Annotated in this window: 15 protein-coding genes; 11 read left to right on the forward strand and 4 right to left on the reverse strand. The window is 64.1% G+C overall.

All coding sequences use genetic code 11. The features are described 5' to 3' along the window. Positions 1-122: 122 nt before the first annotated feature. Positions 123-1,076: a two-component system response regulator gene (locus CCC_RS12215; protein ID WP_041041620.1), complete on the forward strand. Its 954-nt coding sequence runs from the start codon at positions 123-125 to the stop codon at positions 1,074-1,076. Positions 1,077-1,093: 17 nt separating this feature from the next. On the opposite strand, the gene CCC_RS12220 is transcribed toward CCC_RS12215, so the two are convergent. Together CCC_RS12220 and CCC_RS12225 are read right to left on the reverse strand one after the other, a co-directional pair. Beyond that, on the reverse strand, positions 1,094-2,152 hold the full coding sequence (locus tag CCC_RS12220) for a hypothetical protein (protein ID WP_009867056.1): 1,059 nt from the start codon (positions 2,150-2,152) through the stop codon (positions 1,094-1,096). A gap of 88 nt (positions 2,153-2,240) precedes the next feature. Beyond that, complete coding sequence (locus CCC_RS12225; protein ID WP_041041622.1) at positions 2,241-3,047, reverse strand: cell envelope integrity EipB family protein; 807 nt, start codon at positions 3,045-3,047, stop codon at positions 2,241-2,243. A 220-nt stretch (positions 3,048-3,267) separates the two neighbouring features. Here CCC_RS12225 and CCC_RS12230 point away from each other — a divergent pair, with 220 nt between their 5' ends. From CCC_RS12230 to CCC_RS12265, 8 genes are all read left to right on the forward strand, one after another. Continuing rightward, complete coding sequence (locus CCC_RS12230; protein WP_009869522.1) at positions 3,268-3,528, forward strand: hypothetical protein; 261 nt, start codon at positions 3,268-3,270, stop codon at positions 3,526-3,528. Continuing rightward, positions 3,525-4,025 (forward strand): hypothetical protein, encoded by a 501-nt coding sequence (locus CCC_RS12235; RefSeq protein WP_041041624.1) that lies wholly within the window; start codon positions 3,525-3,527, stop codon positions 4,023-4,025. The genes CCC_RS12230 and CCC_RS12235 overlap by 4 nt, the downstream gene beginning before the upstream one ends. Positions 4,026-4,123: 98 nt before the next feature. Then, positions 4,124-4,702: a TetR/AcrR family transcriptional regulator gene (locus CCC_RS12240; RefSeq protein ID WP_041041626.1), complete on the forward strand. Its 579-nt coding sequence runs from the start codon at positions 4,124-4,126 to the stop codon at positions 4,700-4,702. Beyond that, positions 4,695-8,090 (forward strand): acyl-[ACP]--phospholipid O-acyltransferase, encoded by a 3,396-nt coding sequence (locus CCC_RS12245; RefSeq protein WP_009869519.1) that lies wholly within the window; start codon positions 4,695-4,697, stop codon positions 8,088-8,090. Before CCC_RS12240 ends, CCC_RS12245 begins: the two co-directional genes overlap by 8 nt. Further along, positions 8,087-9,340, forward strand: a complete 1,254-nt coding sequence (locus tag CCC_RS12250) for a TylF/MycF/NovP-related O-methyltransferase (RefSeq protein WP_009869518.1) — start codon at positions 8,087-8,089, stop codon at positions 9,338-9,340. The genes CCC_RS12245 and CCC_RS12250 overlap by 4 nt, the downstream gene beginning before the upstream one ends. Positions 9,341-9,426: 86 nt before the next feature. Further along, the gene (locus CCC_RS12255) at positions 9,427-10,635 is read left to right on the forward strand and encodes a citrate transporter (RefSeq protein WP_041041629.1); all 1,209 of its coding nucleotides are present in this window, start codon (positions 9,427-9,429) and stop codon (positions 10,633-10,635) included. Next, positions 10,632-11,531 carry an ROK family protein gene (locus tag CCC_RS12260; protein ID WP_009869516.1) on the forward strand — a complete coding sequence of 300 codons (900 nt, stop codon included), beginning with the start codon at positions 10,632-10,634 and terminating at the stop codon, positions 11,529-11,531. The genes CCC_RS12255 and CCC_RS12260 overlap by 4 nt, the downstream gene beginning before the upstream one ends. Before the next feature lie 68 nt (positions 11,532-11,599). Beyond that, the gene (locus tag CCC_RS12265) at positions 11,600-12,334 is read left to right on the forward strand and encodes a cyclic nucleotide-binding domain-containing protein (RefSeq protein ID WP_009869515.1); all 735 of its coding nucleotides are present in this window, start codon (positions 11,600-11,602) and stop codon (positions 12,332-12,334) included. Positions 12,335-12,409: 75 nt separating this feature from the next. Here CCC_RS12265 and sodC read toward each other — a convergent pair whose 3' ends face one another. Further along, complete coding sequence (sodC, locus tag CCC_RS12270; RefSeq protein WP_041041631.1) at positions 12,410-12,940, reverse strand: superoxide dismutase family protein; 531 nt, start codon at positions 12,938-12,940, stop codon at positions 12,410-12,412. Positions 12,941-13,159: 219 nt separating this feature from the next. Here sodC and CCC_RS12275 point away from each other — a divergent pair, with 219 nt between their 5' ends. Both CCC_RS12275 and CCC_RS12280 read left to right on the forward strand, forming a co-directional pair. Then, positions 13,160-13,606, forward strand: a complete 447-nt coding sequence (locus CCC_RS12275; protein WP_008617824.1) for a response regulator — start codon at positions 13,160-13,162, stop codon at positions 13,604-13,606. Positions 13,607-13,616: 10 nt separating this feature from the next. Beyond that, positions 13,617-16,109 carry an EAL domain-containing protein gene (locus tag CCC_RS12280; RefSeq protein WP_041041633.1) on the forward strand — a complete coding sequence of 831 codons (2,493 nt, stop codon included), beginning with the start codon at positions 13,617-13,619 and terminating at the stop codon, positions 16,107-16,109. A gap of 124 nt (positions 16,110-16,233) precedes the next feature. Here the strand turns inward: CCC_RS12280 and CCC_RS22435 are convergent, their stop codons facing one another. Beyond that, the gene (locus CCC_RS22435; RefSeq protein WP_041041635.1) at positions 16,234-16,641 is read right to left on the reverse strand and encodes a hypothetical protein; all 408 of its coding nucleotides are present in this window, start codon (positions 16,639-16,641) and stop codon (positions 16,234-16,236) included. Positions 16,642-16,798 lie beyond the last annotated feature (157 nt).

The raw sequence follows: 16,798 nt of genomic DNA on the forward strand, positions 1-16,798 counted from the left end.
AGGACTTCAGTATTAAGCCCAAAACTACATCGCTCCTGGCAGAGGCCATGGCTCGATGCTAAGTTATGGGTATTCGGGGCAATTCACCCTGTCGCCCGATGTTCTTTTCGGGGGCATTGCATATGCTGATCGGCCGCTCAGATCCCTTCACCTACCAAGATCCCCAGGACGTTTGCGCCAAGTCGCCGTTCCAGGTCCTGGTGGTCGAGGACGATCTGGTTCATTTCACTTATTGTGAACACGTCCTGCGCAGCCTTTATGGCGACGCCCTTGAACTGGAACGGGCCGTGGACTGCCTGGGCGCCATCGAATTGTTAAGTTCGGGCCGGTTCGACATCTGCCTGCTGGATTACATGGTCAAGGACGGCAACGCCAAGGACGTTCTGACCCGCATCGATTTCGGCTGCGTCGATACCCCCATCATCGTGATCAGCGCCTTTGACGACCGCGATTACATGCTTGAAGCGCTGCGCCACGGCGCCGACGACTATGTGGTGAAAGGCCGCTTCACCGAAAGCGACCTGCATCGGGCGATCCAATACGCCATCTATCGCAAATACAAGGAATTGCGGCTGCGTCAGCGGGCGCTTTACGATCCGCTGACCGGACTGGCCAACCGCCACCTCTTCTTCGACCGTCTGGATGAGGTGCACCGTTTCTCCACCCGCCATGGCGAGAAATACGCCGTGATGGTGGTCGACCTCGATCGTCTCAAACATGTCAACGACAGCATGGGCCACGAAGCGGGAGACCGCTATATCCGTGCCGCTGCCAACGGCCTGGTCTGCTCCATGCGGTCAAGCGACACGGTGGCGCGGGCGGGCGGCGACGAATTCGTGGCCATCCTCAAGAATATCCGGGACAAGCGGAGCTTGGCGCGCCTGTGCACCCAGGTGCGCGATTCCATCGCCGCCAAGGCAGAAGCCGAGGAGGACCTGCCCGGTCCCTTGACCTGCTCCATCGGTGTCAGCGTCAATCCTGACGACACGCAATCCCCGGCGGAAATGCTGCGTCTGGCCGATTCCGCCATGTACGCGGTCAAGCGTCAGGGCGGCAACGGTTACCGCTTCGCGTAGGACCGAAGGCCGGAGCCTCAGTTGGCCCGTGGCGCGATGATCTCCAGGGTTTCCTGCAACTGGCTCCGCTGCTCGCGCACGGTGGCCGCCTGATCGGGCAGACCAAGGGCCGTCAGGATCGAGGCCATGCAGTCCAGCGTCACGATCAGCGAGGGAACGGCATGGATGGGATCCATGCTGACCGCGTCCTGGAACAGGTCCACCGCTTCCAACGAAAGGTCGAGCGCTTCCTTGAGTGAACCGGCATCGTGATGACGCCCGGCCAGATTTCCCACCGCCTGGGCCAGGGCCAGGCGGTTAGCCTGGCCATCGGCGGCGAACAGCATGCGGGCGAGATCGACGGCCTCATTGGCGTGAACCAGCGCCTTTGCGGTATCGCCCGTTCCGGCAAGACCGACCGAGGCTTGCTGCAGGGTCAGCATCAGCAATTGCACCACCGCGGACGGCGGCGCCTGGCCGAACAGGCCGATCAGCAAACGGCGGGTATCGATGGCCTCGTTCCAAAGACCCACTTCGGTAAATGCCATGGCCGCGCGGTGCAGGGCCTCGACCATGGAGCCGAGGAAAGGCTGGCCCGCCGTTCCGCCGTCACGAAACACCTCCACCGCCTGAGCCAGTTCGTCGACGGTACCGGCTGTATCGCCGCTGCGCATCTTGAGCCCGGCCAGATTGATCAGGGCCGAGACCAGGACGAAACGCGCCTGATCGCCGTAATCGTCCATGGCGCTCCGGGCATGCTCGACCGCGTCAGAGGCGATGGCGCGGGCCTCCTCCAGATGGGAAGCCTCGGCCAGCATGTTGGATTGGGAATTGAGTAGCGAGGCCAGTTGGACCGCATAGGAATCCGGCTGGGCCTGGGCGATGGCCCGATAAAGACCGACGGAATCCGAGATGGACAACAATCCGGCTTCGACATCGCCTTGGGCGATCTGGAGATTGCCCAGCCGCCACAGGCATTCGGCATGGGCGGGATAGATGGCCCCCGGATCGAGTTCCAGGCGGCGGCGGAAATCGGCGGCAAGGGCGCCGAGGCGCGCGATCTCGTCGCCGGGTTCGGCGGGCTGGGACGTGCTCAAGCGGATTCTCCTTTTCGCGAGGCCCCTTCTGGGCCTGGACTCAAACCCCGGGCGACGAGCACCCGCGCGACAGTTTAGGGGAGCATGGTTAACACTTCGTTCGGGGCAGGATCTCGATGGATTCAAGGCGCCCCTTGAGACTGAAGGTCTTGAAGATCTGCTCGATATCCTCGGCCACGCCATTGGCATGGTAATTGAGCGACATCTCGAACTCGGGCAAGGGATCGGTGCTGCCCACGGGAAAGAACGCCATGCGCATGGGCCAGGCTGGCGAGTTGAGCAGCGGGCTGCTGATGGCGGTGGCCTGCGACGTGGTGGCGCGGCCGATCTGGGCGCTGGTTTCCAGCGCGCCCTCCTCGCCCTGGCCGTCGAACAGGGGACGCGACAGGATGCGGCCGCCCTTGTTGGCCGTCTCGATCAGGCGGATGGTGTGGGCGGTGGGAAACAGCGTCCCCTTGGGCAACTTGATATTGCGCACCTCGGGACGGGTGTAGCGGGCCGTGCCGCCTTGGCCCGGTCCGTTGAGACGCGCGGCACCCTCCACCTCCTCGGTGACCTGGCCTTCGCGCGACTGACGCACCCGGAAGCGGTACTGAAGGCCGTCCTTGGATTCCCAGCCCAGGAAGTCGGTGACCGTCGCCACCTGTCCCCCTTCAGAATAGGCATAGGTGATGACAAGCTGGAACTCGGTGATCCAACCGTCGCAAGCGTCAATGAACTGATAGGTCCAGGCACCACTGGCATTGGCCATGCCACTGCCAGAACGCGACGCAGACAGGCCCATGCGATAGGTGGCGCGATGGGAGGCCAGATCAGCGGCATCAGCCACCTCCGCCCCTGCCATGGCCAGTCCGGCGGCATGACACGCCGACGCCACCCCGAATCTACGCTTCATCCAATCCTCCGACGGGAATTCCCGCACTGCATTATACACCGCCAACGCCCGCCCACCAGAACAGACCGAGCCCGGCAGACATTTCCTTGGTTCCCGGCAAGATTTTCCCGCCTCGTCGGGAATGCGCCACGCCAATTGGCGGTTTTGCGCCGTTTCCACATGGCACGAAGCCTGCATCTCGACCATTGGGTTCGTGTCTCGTTTTTTGAGGAGGTGGCGGATGACCTTCGAGTTCACTCCCGACTGGATGGAGACCCTGTTGCGGTCCTCATCCTTTTCGCCCGCGGATCTGGCAAGCGTCCCGCCCATGCCCCATGCCGCGGCGCCCGCTCATCCCAATGCCCGCGAAGTGGCCGCCCTGGTGGGCGAACTGTTCGCCGAGGGCACCTTGTCCGCCGAACAATTCCGCACACTGATCTCGGACCCCGCTTTCGAACCCTATCTCGACGCAGCCATACAACCCTACAGCAAGACGCCATGACCATCGGAACGACCCTTCTCAACCTGTTTTCCGACCGCTCGGCCACCGAAACCCGACGCGTTGAACCACGGCTCAGTTCGGTTAGCACTTCTGCCGGGACCGAGGAGGCCGGTGCGTCGGGAAAGCCCGCCTCCCCCCTGGCGGCCCTGCCCGCGCCCACCGCCCCGGAAGAGCCGCGCTTTGATCTGCGCAACATCTCGCCGCGCGAATTCGCCGATGTCACCCACGAGCTTTACATGGAAGGCACGTTGAACTGGGACGAGTTCCAGATGATTGGCTTTCCCAGCGAGCTCAATCCCCGCTATGACGAGACCATCGGCGCACTGACCGGCGAACTGGCGCGGCCCGACCACCCCAAGGACATGCTGGGCAAATGGGAACAGCGCGTCGAATTCGAACGCCGCTATAACCCCGACGCCGATCAGGTCCGCATCGCCGAAAACGCCCTGGCCAAGCTCAACTGGCAGACTCAACCACCGGTGAAGTTGAGCGCCTGAGTTTCATCCCTATCGAGGCGCAAGCCTCGCAACTCCCTTGACAGGCACCGCCCCTCGGTCCAATGTGAGTAAATGTTCACTCACTGCGGATGTGCGCCATGCGGGACGCAAACGGGACCAGACGAAAGATTCACGATACAGCCCTGGGTCTGTTCGTGGAAAAGGGCGTGGCCCAGACCACCGTGCGCGATCTGGCCAAGGCGGCTGGTATCGCCGAGGGCACCTTGTACCGCCATTACGCCTCCATGGGCGATCTGATCTGGGATTTGTTTTCCAGCAACTACGCCGCCTTCGCCCATCGGCTGACGGCGGTCCAGAATGGGCGGAATGGATTTTCCGAAAGACTGGCGGCCGTCGTTGCCGAGTTCTGCCGCTTCTTCGATACCGAGCCGGTCCTGTTCCGCTTCCTGATGCTGGTCCAGCATCAGGCTTTGCCCCGCGTGGCCAATGACGACGACAATCCGGTGGAGATCGTTCATCGCCTGATCGCCGAGGCCATGAACAGCGGGGAGATCCCCCAACAGCCAGCCGGTCTGGCGGCCTCCATGGTGCTGGGTCTGATGCTTCAGCCCGCTTTCGCCCTGGTCTATGGACGCCTGGACGCGCCCTTCTCTCAATATGCCCAAGCCATCACCGCCGCAGGCCTTGCGGCGCTGGGGAGTGCCGATCATGCATGACGGTTCCTTTCACCTGCTGCGTTGTCGCCGTTTCCTGCCCCTCTTCGTGGCCCAGTTCCTGGGGGCGGCCAATGACAACGTCTTCAAGAACGCCCTGGTCATCCTGATCGTCTACCGCCTGGGCGAAGGCATGGCGGTTGCGCCGCAGATCCTGGTGACCGTGGCGGCGGGGCTGTTCATCCTGCCCTTCTTCCTGCTGTCGGCCACCGCCGGACAACTATCCGACCGGTTTGAGAAAAGCGGCCTGATCAAGCTGGTGAAACTGGCCGAGGTGGGGGTGTCGGCGCTGGGGCTGTGGGCGCTGGTCGCATCCAGCGTCCCTGCCATGCTGGCCGTTCTGTTTTGCTTTGGCATCCAGGCCACCTTCTTCGGCCCGCTGAAATACGCGGTCCTGCCGGAGCATCTGGCCGAGCGGGAACTGGTGGGCGGCAATGCCCTGATCGAGGGCGGCACCTTCATCGCCATCCTCTTGGGAACCGTGGCAGGCGGGTTGCTGATTCTCACCGAGAACGGCGTGGCCTTGGTCTCGGGCCTGATGCTGCTTCTGGCCCTGGGCGGGTTCGCCGCCAGCCTGATGCTGCCCAAGGCAAGAGCGGGCAATGCTTCCGTCCGGGTTTCGGCCAATATCATTGCCGAGACCTGGGCTGTGCTGGGCCTGATCAAGGGGCGGCGCGACCTGTTCTTGTCGGTGCTGGGCATTTCCTGGTTCTGGCTGATGGGCGCCACCTTCCTGGCCCAATTCCCCGCCTTCGCCAAGGATGTGCTGGTGGCGGACCAGCATGTGGTGACCTTGCTGCTCACCGTGTTTTCGGTGGGAATCGGCATCGGCTCGGTCTGGTGCGGGCGTCTGCTCAACGGTGAGATTTCCGCCCGCCACGTTCCCTTCGCCGCCCTGGGCATGACGCTGTTTTCCTTCGACCTCTACTTCGCCAGCGCGGTTCCCAATGCGGCGGGACAACTGGCCACCATCGGCGAATTCCTGGCCCACCCTGGAAGTTGGCGGGTGCTGGGCGATCTGCTGGCCATCGCCATCTGCGGCGGCGTCTATATCGTGCCGCTCTACACCATCCTTCAGACCCGCAGCGACGCCGACAGCCGGGCGCGTGCCGTGGCCGCCAACAACGTCATGAATGCCGCCTTCATGGTCATTTCGGCTGTGGCGGGAGCAGGCATGCTGGCGCTGGGCTTTTCCGTGCCCCATGTCTTCCTGGTTCAGGCCGTGGCCAATCTGGTGGTTGCCGTCTATATCTGCGGCCTGCTGCCCGAGGCTTTGCTGAAGGGCGTCTTCGCCTGGGTGCTGCGCCGGGCCTATGGGGTTCGCATCCATGGCCTGGAGAACCTTATCGGGCTGGGCGACAAGGCGGTGATCGTGGTCAACCACGTCTCCTTCCTGGATGCGGTGCTGATGGCCGCCTTCCTTCCCGGACGGCCCACCTTCGCCATCAACACCTTCGTGGCCAAGGCCTGGTGGGTGAAGCCCTATCTATCGGTGATCGACGCCTTCCCCATGGACCCCACCAACCCCATGTCCACCAAGGGCCTGATCCACGCGGTGCAGTCGGGCCGCACCCTGGTGATCTTTCCCGAAGGCCGCATCACTGTCACCGGCGCCCTGATGAAGATCTACGAAGGTCCCGGCATGATCGCCGACAAGGCCGGTGCGCCGGTGGTTCCGGTGCGCATCGAAGGCGCCCAGTACACCCCCTTCTCGCGCCTGAAAGGCAAGGTGCGCCGCAAGCTCTTTCCCCGTATCACCATCACTATTCTACCGCCGCGCCGCTTCGAGGTGCCGCCCGAGATCAAGGGCCGCGTCCGCCGTGCCCGCATCAGCGCGGCGCTTTACGACGTCATGTCGGGGATGATGTTCGAGACCACGCCGCGTCAGCACACCCTGTTCCAGGCCCTGCTTGAAGCAAGGCGCCGCCATGGCGGTTCGGCCCTGGCGCTGGAAGACATCAACCGCAAACCGCTCAGCTATACCCGCACCATCGCCGGCAGCTTCGCGCTGGGGCGTGAACTGATCGGTGGCACCGAGTTGGGCGAAGCGGTGGGCCTCTTGCTGCCCAACGCCAATGCGGCGGCCGTCAGCTTCTTTGGCTTGCAGGCCTGGGGCCGGGTTCCGGCCATGCTGAACTTCTCCACCGGCACCGGCAATGTGCTGGCCGCCTGCGAGACGGCAAAAATCAAGACCGTGATCACGTCGCGGCGCTTCATCGAGCAGGCGCGGCTTTCCGCCATGGACGAGGCCCTGGCCGCCCGTGTGCGGCTGATCCATCTCGAAGACATCGCGCCAAAGGTCAGCAAGCTTTACGGCCTGTTCGCCGCCTTGTTCAAGCAGCCGGTGGAGCGTCAGCCTGACGACCCGGCGGTGATCCTGTTCACCTCGGGCTCGGAAGGAACGCCCAAGGGCGTGGTCTTAAGCCATGCCAATATCCTGGCCAATTGCAACCAGCTGGCCGCCAGGGTGGCCTTCACGCCCCAGGACATGGTGTTCAACGCCCTGCCCGTCTTCCACTCCTTCGGCCTGACGGGCGGGTTGTTGCTGCCCGTTCTGGCGGGGCTTAAAGTGTTCCTTTATCCCAGCCCGCTGCATTACCGCATCGTGCCCGAGATGGTCTACGACACCAATGCCACCATCGTCTTCGGCACCGACACCTTCCTCACCGGCTATGCCCGCGTGGCGGCGCCTTACGACTTCTACTCGGTGCGTTATGTCTTCGCGGGCGCCGAGAAGGTCAAAGACGAGACCCGGCGCGTGTGGATGGAGAAGTTCGGCATCCGCATCCTGGAAGGCTATGGCGCCACCGAGACCGCCCCGGTCCTGGCGGTCAACACCCCCATGCATTGCAAGGCGGGAACCGTCGGCCGCCTGCTGCCCGGCATCGAGTCGCGGCTGGAGCCGGTTCCCGGCATCGACGAGGGCGCGCGTCTGTCGGTCAAGGGCCCCAACGTCATGCTGGGCTATATGAAGGCGGACCAGCCCGGCGTGCTGCAGCCGCCCGAGGACGGCTGGTACGACACCGGCGACATCGTCACCATCGACGAGTTGGGCTATGTGCGCATCGTGGGGCGCGCCAAGCGCTTCGCCAAGATCGCGGGGGAGATGGTCTCGCTGGGCAGCGTGGAGAACGCCGTCGCCAGCCTGTGGCCCGGCAACCAGCACGCGGTGATCGCCATTCCCGACGAGAAGAAGGGCGAGCAACTGGTCCTGGTCACCGACCGCGCCGACGCCGCGCGGCCCCCGATCCTGGAACACTTCCGCGCTCAAGGGCTGGCGGAACTGCTGGTGCCGCGCAATTTGCGCGTGGTGGACAAGGTGCCTGTGCTGGGTACCGGCAAGACCGATTACGTGGCGGTCAAGGCGCTGGTGGAGGGAAAGGCTCCATGACGGGAATAGACATCCTCGATCAGGCCGCCGCTCTGGTCGCCGCCGGGCGGTTCGACGCGGCGCTGAAGCTGCTGGCTCCGTTCCCCGAAGGCACGCCCGGCCTTGACGCCCAGCTGGGTGCCGCCCGGTTGGGGCGCAAAGAGGCCAAGGCGGCGCTGCTTCATCTGGCCCGCGCGGTGGAGGCGGCCCCGAAAGACCCCGCCTTGGGGCTGCTCCTGGCCAAGGCTCATCTGCTGGGTAATGATCCCGGTGCCGCCATCACCTTGGCTCTGGGGCTTGCCCCCTCGCCCGAACGCGACGAGGTCCTGGCCGGGGCCTATCGCCGCGACGCCCTGTTCAGGGATTGCGTGCGGCTGGTGGAGGCGGCGCAAGAGCCCTCCGACCAGATGCTCTATGAGCGGGCCATGAGCCTGAACGGGCTGGGCGAGGCCGCGACCGCGCTTAAAGCCTGGGATGATCTGATCGCCCGCGCTCCCGATCGGGCCGCCGCATGGTATGGCAGCCACGGTCCGGCCTTGGACCTGCTGGGCTGGAATGAGGCCGACCGGCGCCTGAAGCGGGCCGCCGCCTGCCCCAAGGCCAATGGCCGCTACGAGGCCATGGCGGCAGCCTATGACGTTCTGGCCGGACGCAAGGCCCGCCTGTTCGGCCCCAAACATGTCCATGTGGTGGAGTCCGCCGCCGCCCTGGTTCCCCATCTGGCCGAGGGCTGGCGGCTGTTCGGCATGACCGCGTCCCTGCTGGCCTGGGCGCTGAATGAGGCGAAAGAGCCCGGCCTGGTGCTGGAATTCGGGGTGCGGCGCGGCGCATCGCTGGCGGTGCTGGCGGCCCATGCGGACCAGGAGGTGCACGGCTTCGATTCCTTCGAAGGCCTGCCCGAGGTCTGGGGCGCCACCCATGCCGGGGTGCTGACCACCGGCGGCATCTTGCCCGAGGTGGGAGAAAACGCCCGACTGCATCCCGGCTGGTTCGAAGACACCCTGGAGCCGTTCCTGGAGGCGAATCCCGGCCCGCTGCGCTTCGCCAATATCGACAGCGACATTTATTCCTCGGCCCGTACCGTGCTGTTCGGTCTGGCCGGGCGTATCCGGGCCGGTACCGTCCTGGTCTTCGACGAGTTCATCGGCAACCGCACTTGGCAAGATGATGAGTACCGCGCCTTCGCCGAATTCACCGCTGCCCACGGTGTCGGCTTTCAGGTGATCGCCGTGACGCCCGCCTGCAAGCAAGTGGCCATCCGCATCACCTGAAACCCCATCGATTTTGCCCCGGTCTGGCGCTATGGTCATGGCAGACCGGGGACTGGAACCGGCGGGACAACAGGGATGGCAGCGTCATGACACTTCTCGGCATTCCCGTGGAATTCGTGCTGTTCGCGGCCACGCTGCTGGGCGTGGCGTTGCTGCACAACCACACGCTTTATGTGGGGCTTGCCGGGCTGGCGACCATCTCGGTGTTCAAGATTGCCGTCACCGGATTCAAGACCGGGGCCGGGCTGGCCGGGTTCTTCGGCCATCTGGGCCATGAGTGGGTGACCATCGCCAATCTGTTCTGCCTGCTGATGGGCTTTGCCCTGCTGTCGCGTCATTTCGAGAAGAGCCACATCCCCGTCCTGCTGCCCAAATACCTGCCCGACGACTGGAAGGGCGGCTTTGTCATGCTGGTGATGGTCTTCGTCATCTCCAGCTTCCTCGACAATATCGCCGCCGCCCTGATCGGCGGCGCCATGGCGCATCAGTTGTTCCGGGCCAAGGTGCATGTGGGCTTTCTGGCGGCCATCGTCGCCGCCTCCAATGCGGGCGGATCGGGTTCGGTGGTGGGCGACACCACCACCACCATGCTGTGGATCTCGGGCGTGCATCCGGGTCAGGTCTTCGAGGCCTATGCGGCCGCTGGCGTGGCCCTCCTGATCACCGGCGTGATCGCCGCCAAGCAGCAGCACGCCTATTCCCCCATCCTCAAGACCTCCCACACGCACACCCATGTGGATTGGGGTCGGGTCGGAATCGTGGCGCTGATCCTGATCTCGGCCATGGTCACCAATGTGGTGGTCAATCTGTCGGCGCCGCAACTGGCCGACAAGTTCCCCTTCATCGGCGGCGCGGTGTGGATCGCCGTGGTGGCGACCATGAGCGTGCGCCGCCCCGATTGGGAGATCATGCCGGAAACCGCCAAGGGTTCGGTCTTTCTGCTGTCGCTGGTGCTGTGCGCCTCCATGATGCCTGTCGAGCAATTGCCACCCGCCTCGGCGCTGACCGCGCTGGAACTGGGCTTCGTCTCCGCCGTGTTCGACAACATCCCGCTCACCGCCCTGGCCATCAAGCAGGGTGGCTATGACTGGGGCTATCTGGCCTATGCCGTGGGCTTTGGCGGTTCCATGATCTGGTTCGGCTCCTCGGCAGGCGTGGCGCTGTCCAACATGTACCCCGAGGCCAAGTCGGTGGGGACCTGGCTGAAACAGGGCTGGCACGTCACCCTGGCCTATGTCGTGGGCTTTGCCGTGATGTGGGCCCTGGTCCCCTGGCGCCCCGACGGCCTGCCGTGACGATCCGCATCGGCATTGATCTGGGTGGCACCAAGACCGAGGCCATCGCGCTCGACCTTGGCGGACAGGAATTGGCGCGCGAAAGGGTGGCCACCGCGAAAGGCAGCTATGAAGGCACCATCGCCACCATCAAGGGACTGGTCGAGGGCCTGGAATCGCGCCTGGGAGCCACGGCCACGGTGGGAATCGGCATTCCCGGCACCGTCAGCCCACGCACAGGCCTGGTCAAGAACGCCAATTCCACTTGGCTGATCGGCAAACCGCTCGACCGCGATCTGGAAGACGCCCTGGGCCGCCCGGTACGGCTGGCCAATGACGCCGATTGCTTCGCCCTGTCCGAGGCCACCGACGGCGCGGGCACCGGGTTCCCCACGGTGTTCGGGGTCATTCTCGGCACCGGGGTGGGCGGCGGCATCGTCGCCCATGGCCGCCTGCTGAACGGCCCCAATTCCATTGCCGGGGAATGGGGGCACAATCCTCTGCCCTGGCCCGAAGATGCCGAGCGCCCCGGCCCGGCCTGCTATTGCGGCCGATCGGGCTGTATCGAGACCTTCCTGTCGGGGCCAGGTCTGGCCCGCGACCATGGCGGCGGGCTGACGGCCGAGCAGATTGCGGTTTCGGGCGATCCCCGCGCCGAGGCGGCTCTGGCCCGCTACGAACAGCGTCTGGCCCGCGCCCTGGCCGCTATCATCAATGTGATCGATCCCCATGTCATCGTCCTGGGTGGCGGCCTGTCCAAGCTGGAAAGGCTTTACGCCAATGTCCCCGCCCTGTGGGGCCGCTTCGTCTTTTCCGACCATGTGGATACCTTGCTGCGCCCGCCGGTTCACGGTGACTCATCGGGGGTGCGCGGCGCCGCCTGGTTGTGGCCCGCCATTATTTCGGAGATGAATTGACCGGGGTCATGTGTCCGCCCCCGGTTCTTTCCCATTCTGGCACAAGGTGAAAACGCGCCAGGACGGATATGAACGCACATTTGCGGGCACACGGCGGCACCGAGGGACATAATCTGCGGCCGGAGGATCTGGCCGCTCTGGCGCGCCTGCCCCTGTTCAGCGATCTCAGTCCGGCCATCCTGGCCGAGATCACCACGGATTCCGCAGTGATCCGATATGCGCGCAACGACATCATCTTCCGCCAGGGCGATGCGGCCGACGCGTTGCGCGTGGTGCTGGACGGTCAGGTTGGCCTGACCGGAACCGTGGCCGATGGCGGCGAGACCATGGTGGAGATCCTCAAATCGGGCGAAATGTTCATCGCGGCGGCGGTGCTGACCGAAAAGCCCTTCCTGATGAGCGCCGTGGCGTTGCAGCCCTCGCGCATCCTGACACTGCCGGGTGAGCGTTTTCGCCGCAATGTGCGGGAAAAATCCGATCTGGCCTATATCATGCTGACCTCGCTGTCGCGGCACTTCCGCACCCTGGTGCGCGAGGTCAAGGATCTGAAGCTGAAATCGGCGGCCCAGCGTCTGGCCCTGTATCTGATCGGCCTGACCGCCCGGCGCGAAGGCTCGACCATCGTCAGGCTGCCTCACAGCAAGAGCGTCATCGCGGCCAGGGTCGGCGTGCGGCCGGAAACCCTGTCGCGCGCCTTCGGCCATCTCAAGAGCCAGGGCGTGGTGGTGGACGGCAATGCCGTCTCCATCGCCGACATCCCCGCGCTTCGCGCCTATTGCCACGAGGGCGAGGAAATCATCTGACGGCCCTTTCAAGGGGCGTTGGGCCGAGGGGGATTGGCGCGATACCGCCCCCTCGGCGACTTTTTCCGCGATCCGCTACTTGGAAGGCACGACACCACAGGCCACCCGGCCGCCGCCGCCGCCCAGCGGCTTGGGCTGGTCGGAATAATTGTCGGCTCCCGCGTGGATGACGATGGCGCGGCCCTTGAGATCGGCCACTTTAAGCATGGAAGCCACCACCGCGTCGGTGGCGTTCCCGTCGCCATTGACCGCCAGGGCTGGCAGGTCTCCCTGGTGTCCGTGCCCCCAGGGGCCTTCGTGCTTGCCCGCCTTGGCCGGGTCGAAGTGTCCGCCAGCCGACAGGCCGGGAACCATCTTGCCATCCTGCTCCTTGGGCTGACAGCTTGGATTCTCGTGAACGTGAAAGCCGTGAGGGCCGGGCGTCAGCCCGGAAAGCTTGGGCGTCACCGTCATGCCACCCTTGCCATCCTTGACCTTGACGCTGCCAATAATGGCGCCGACGCCCTCGGTATTGATGGCGTTGATGGGAATGACCAGTTCCGCGGCCAGCGCGGAAGTGCCCGCGAACACCAGCCCTAAGGCCGTGAAAAGCAATGTCCGTCTCATGTTTCCTCCCGCTGTCGCCAAGCGGTTCCGCCAAGGTTCGGCGGCCCTTCCCCCGTAGGTGATGAGGCGCCCAAGGATTATCAACCTGGCATCGGGCATACTCTCGGCAAAAATATTCGTCGGGAAATGATACATTTTGCGCGCAAGCCGGTTTCCATAGGGCAAAACCCGTAATATAGTTTTGGCTCAGCCCGTGGGACGGGATAAGGGGAGTTGGTCTTGACCCTGCGTAGCGCACCCGAAGCATTCGAAATCCTGTTGGTCGAGGACAATCCCGGCGATGCCCGGCTGGCCCAGGAAGCCCTGAAGGAAGGTCGTATGACCAGCCGCCTGAAAGTGGTGGTCGATGGGGTGGAGGCCATGTCCTTCCTGCGCCGCGAGGGGCAATATGCGGGTTCGCCCAGGCCCAACCTGATCCTTCTCGACCTCAACCTTCCCCGCAAGGATGGGCGCCAGGTCCTGGCCGAGTTGAAGGCGGACGAGGATCTGCGCCGTATTCCCGTGGTGGTTCTGACCACCTCCCAGGCGGAGCAGGACATTTTGCGCAGCTACGATCTGCACGCCAATTGCTACATCACCAAGCCCGTGGACCTGGACCGCTTCATCTCCGTCGTCAGATCCATTGAGGAATACTGGTGCTCGGTGGTCACGCTGCCGCCGCGCTGAGCAGCACGCCATGAGTGACCGCCCTCCCCCGCCTTTGGCACTCACCGTCCTCGTGGTCGAGGATAATCCCGGTGATGCGCGGCTGGTGGAACTCTATCTCCACGAAGACCCGGCCCGCCCGTTCAAGGTGGTCAAGGCCGCCCGCCTGTCCGAGGGACTGGCGGCGTTGCAGGCCCAGCCCATCGACGTGGTCCTTCTCGATCTCTCGCTGCCCGATTCCTTCGGCATGGAAAGCCTGGCCCGGCTGCGCGCCGCCAGCCCCAGCGTTCCGGTGGTGGTCCTGACCGGCACCTCGGACGAAGGCCTAGCCCTGGAGGCCCTGCGCCAGGGCGCCCAGGACTATCTGGTCAAGGGCCAAGGTGACGGCGAACTGGTGCGCCGCGCCATCCGCTATGCCATTGGCCGGTCCACCGCCGACGCCGCGCTGCGCCAGAGCGAATCGCGCTTCCGCGCCCTGTTCGACAATGCGGGCACTGGCGTCGTCCTGTCGGATGCCCGCGGCGCCTATATCCACTGCAACCCCGCCTTCTGCGCCATGGTCGGCTATTCCGATGCCGAACTGCAGACCATGACCTATCGCGATCTCACCCATCCCGACGACATCGACACGCACAGTCAGATGCGCGAAGACATGATGGCCGGACGGATCGACAGCTATGAACTGACCAAGCGCTATATTCGCCGCGACGGTGCTGCGGTCTGGGTGCGCCTGACCATCACCGCCATGCGCGAGGGCTCCGACAACGAGCTTCGCTTCACCGTGGCGGTGGTGGAAGACGTCACCGAGAAAAAGCGCCTCGAAGACCATATGCGTCTGGCCGCCACGGTCTTTGAAAGCACGGGCGAGGGACTGTTCGTCACCGACGAAAAGCGCCGCATCATCCACGTCAACCCGGCCTTCACCGAACTGACCGGCTATCCCGCCGATGAAGTCATCGGACGGACTCCGAAATTTCTGGCCTCGGGCCGCCATAAGCCGGAATTCTATGATCAAGTCTTCAAGACCCTGGCTGAAACCGGCAAATGGCAGGGCGAAATCTGGAATCGCCGCAAGACGGGCGAAATGTTCGCCGAGTGGCTGAACATCTCGGTGGTGCGCGACGAGCGGGGCGATCTGACCAATTACGTGGCGGTGTTCTCCGACATCACGTCGCGCAAGCAGGACGAGGAGCGGCTCAACTATCAGGCCAATCACGACCCTCTGACGCGGCTGCCCAATCGCACCTTGTTCCAAGAGCGTCTGTCGCGGGCCCTGACCCGCGCCCACCGCAATCAGACCATCGTCGCCCTGCTGTTCATCGACCTGGACTTCTTCAAGCAGGTCAACGATACGCTGGGCCATCTGGCTGGCGACATCTTGCTGCAGCAGGTGGCCGAGCGCCTGTCATCCTGCGTTCGCCAGGGCGACACCGTGGCCCGGCTGGCGGGCGACGAATTCACCGTCATCTTGGAAGAGATCACGGAACCCCGCGATTGCGCCGTGGTGGCCCATAAAATCCTGTCCCTGATGGCCGAGCCCTTCGACCTGCAAGGTCATGAGGCCCGCATCTCGTCGTCCATCGGCGTGGCGCTCTATCCATCCGATAGTGGCGACGCCCAAACCCTGATCAAACTGGCCGACGCGGCCATGTACCGGGCCAAGCATCAGGGCCGCAACGCCTGCCGTTTCCACTCGGAAAGCATCAATGCCCAGGCCTTCGAACGCCTTGCCCTGGAAAGCGCGTTGCGCCATGCGGTGGAACGCCAGGAATTCCTGCTGCACTACCAGCCCATATTCGACGCCCGTTCCGGCCAGGTGGTGGCGGTCGAGGCCCTGCTGCGCTGGCGTCACCAGGATTTCGGCCTGATCATGCCCAACCAGTTCCTGCCGCTGGCCGAGGAAACGGGCCTGATCGGACCGGTGGGCAAATTCGTGCTGGAGGAGGCCTGCCGCCAGACCAAGTCCTGGCTGGACGCCGGATATTCCGGCCTCAAGGTCGGCGTCAATCTCAGCAACCGCCAGCTCAGGGCGCCCGAACTGATCGAAGATATCGCCTCGGCCCTCGAAGCCAGCGGATTGCCGCCGGGCGCCTTGGAACTGGACGTGCCGGAAAGCGCCATCATCGACAAGGGCCAGGATGTGGACGCCATCTTCACCCAGTTCAAGTCTTTGGGCGTGCGCATGGCCATCGACGCCTTCGGCTCGGGATATTCGTCCTTCTCCTTCCTGCGCAAGCTGCCCAGCAATACCTTGAAGATCGATCAGGGCTTCGTACGCGACGCCGCGGCGGGCGCCGAGGAATCCGAGATCGTTACCGCCATCGTTGCGGTGGCGCGCGGCCTCCATCTGTCCGTGGTGGCCCCCAGCATCGAGACCGAGGAGCAATTGGCTCATCTGGGCAAATACGATTTCGACATGGTCCAGGGCTTCTTGTTCGCCCATCCCATGCCCGCCGAGGAACTGACCGAGTTCCTGAGAAGCGGCAAGCGCCCGTCATCCCTGCCGATGAAGATGCCGGTCTGAGGTTTGGGCCGTCCGCCCGCGAGGGATCTCATCCTGGAACGGCATTTCCTGGTGGAAAACATCGCTCCAAGCGGAGATCCCTCCGCCCAGGGGCGTCAGGATGACGGCACCATTCAGCACATGGTCAGCCCTTGGCCAGAGCCTGAGCAACCACCATGCGCACCCAAGCGGCCCGTGAAAGGCCCAGGGCATCGGCCTTGGCGTCAATCTGGGGCAGCTGGGAATCCTCGAAACGGATAATCACCGCTTCCTTCTTGCGCTTGTCCTTCTTCTTGTCCTTCTTCTTATCCTTCTTGTCTTTCTTGGGCTTGTCGTCCTTCTTGTCGGCCTTGACGGTCTCGGGCTTGGCTGCAGCCTTCGGGGTTTCAGGCTTGGCCGCAGCCTCGGCGACCACGGGCTTGGCCGGGACTTTGGGTGTCTCGGGCTTAGCCGGGGCCTTGACGGCCTTGGGCTTTGCCGGAGCCTTGGCAGGTTTGGCCGCGGCAGACTCCGCCTTAGGCTTGTCAGCCTTGACCTTTGTCTCTTCAGACATGGAATTCACTCCGTATTCCGTCAGCGCCGCAAATCGGGCGCGCCGTTATTTTGTATATCGTAGCGATATCGCTTTTCAAGTGACAATTCACCCGCCATTCCGATGTGGCGCCGAAGCCATCCGCTGGTAGACTACCTGCGCACAATTTCGCATCCAT

The sequence above is a fragment of the Paramagnetospirillum magnetotacticum MS-1 genome (assembly GCF_000829825.1).
In the GTDB taxonomy this organism is placed as follows: Bacteria; Pseudomonadota; Alphaproteobacteria; order Rhodospirillales; family Magnetospirillaceae; genus Phaeospirillum; species Phaeospirillum magnetotacticum.

Coding starts and splice junctions, on each gene's coding strand:
- CCC_RS12215 (WP_041041620.1), top strand. CDS start 123: ATGCTGATCGGCCGCTCAGATCCCTTCACCTACCAAGATCCCCAGGAC.
- CCC_RS12225 (WP_041041622.1), bottom strand. CDS start 3,047: ATGAAGCGTAGATTCGGGGTGGCGTCGGCGTGTCATGCCGCCGGACTG.
- CCC_RS12230 (WP_009869522.1), top strand. CDS start 3,268: ATGACCTTCGAGTTCACTCCCGACTGGATGGAGACCCTGTTGCGGTCC.
- CCC_RS12235 (WP_041041624.1), top strand. CDS start 3,525: ATGACCATCGGAACGACCCTTCTCAACCTGTTTTCCGACCGCTCGGCC.
- CCC_RS12240 (WP_041041626.1), top strand. CDS start 4,124: ATGCGGGACGCAAACGGGACCAGACGAAAGATTCACGATACAGCCCTG.
- CCC_RS12245 (WP_009869519.1), top strand. CDS start 4,695: ATGCATGACGGTTCCTTTCACCTGCTGCGTTGTCGCCGTTTCCTGCCC.
- CCC_RS12250 (WP_009869518.1), top strand. CDS start 8,087: ATGACGGGAATAGACATCCTCGATCAGGCCGCCGCTCTGGTCGCCGCC.
- CCC_RS12255 (WP_041041629.1), top strand. CDS start 9,427: ATGACACTTCTCGGCATTCCCGTGGAATTCGTGCTGTTCGCGGCCACG.
- CCC_RS12265 (WP_009869515.1), top strand. CDS start 11,600: ATGAACGCACATTTGCGGGCACACGGCGGCACCGAGGGACATAATCTG.
- sodC (WP_041041631.1), bottom strand. CDS start 12,940: ATGAGACGGACATTGCTTTTCACGGCCTTAGGGCTGGTGTTCGCGGGC.
- CCC_RS12280 (WP_041041633.1), top strand. CDS start 13,617: ATGAGTGACCGCCCTCCCCCGCCTTTGGCACTCACCGTCCTCGTGGTC.
- CCC_RS22435 (WP_041041635.1), bottom strand. CDS start 16,641: ATGTCTGAAGAGACAAAGGTCAAGGCTGACAAGCCTAAGGCGGAGTCT.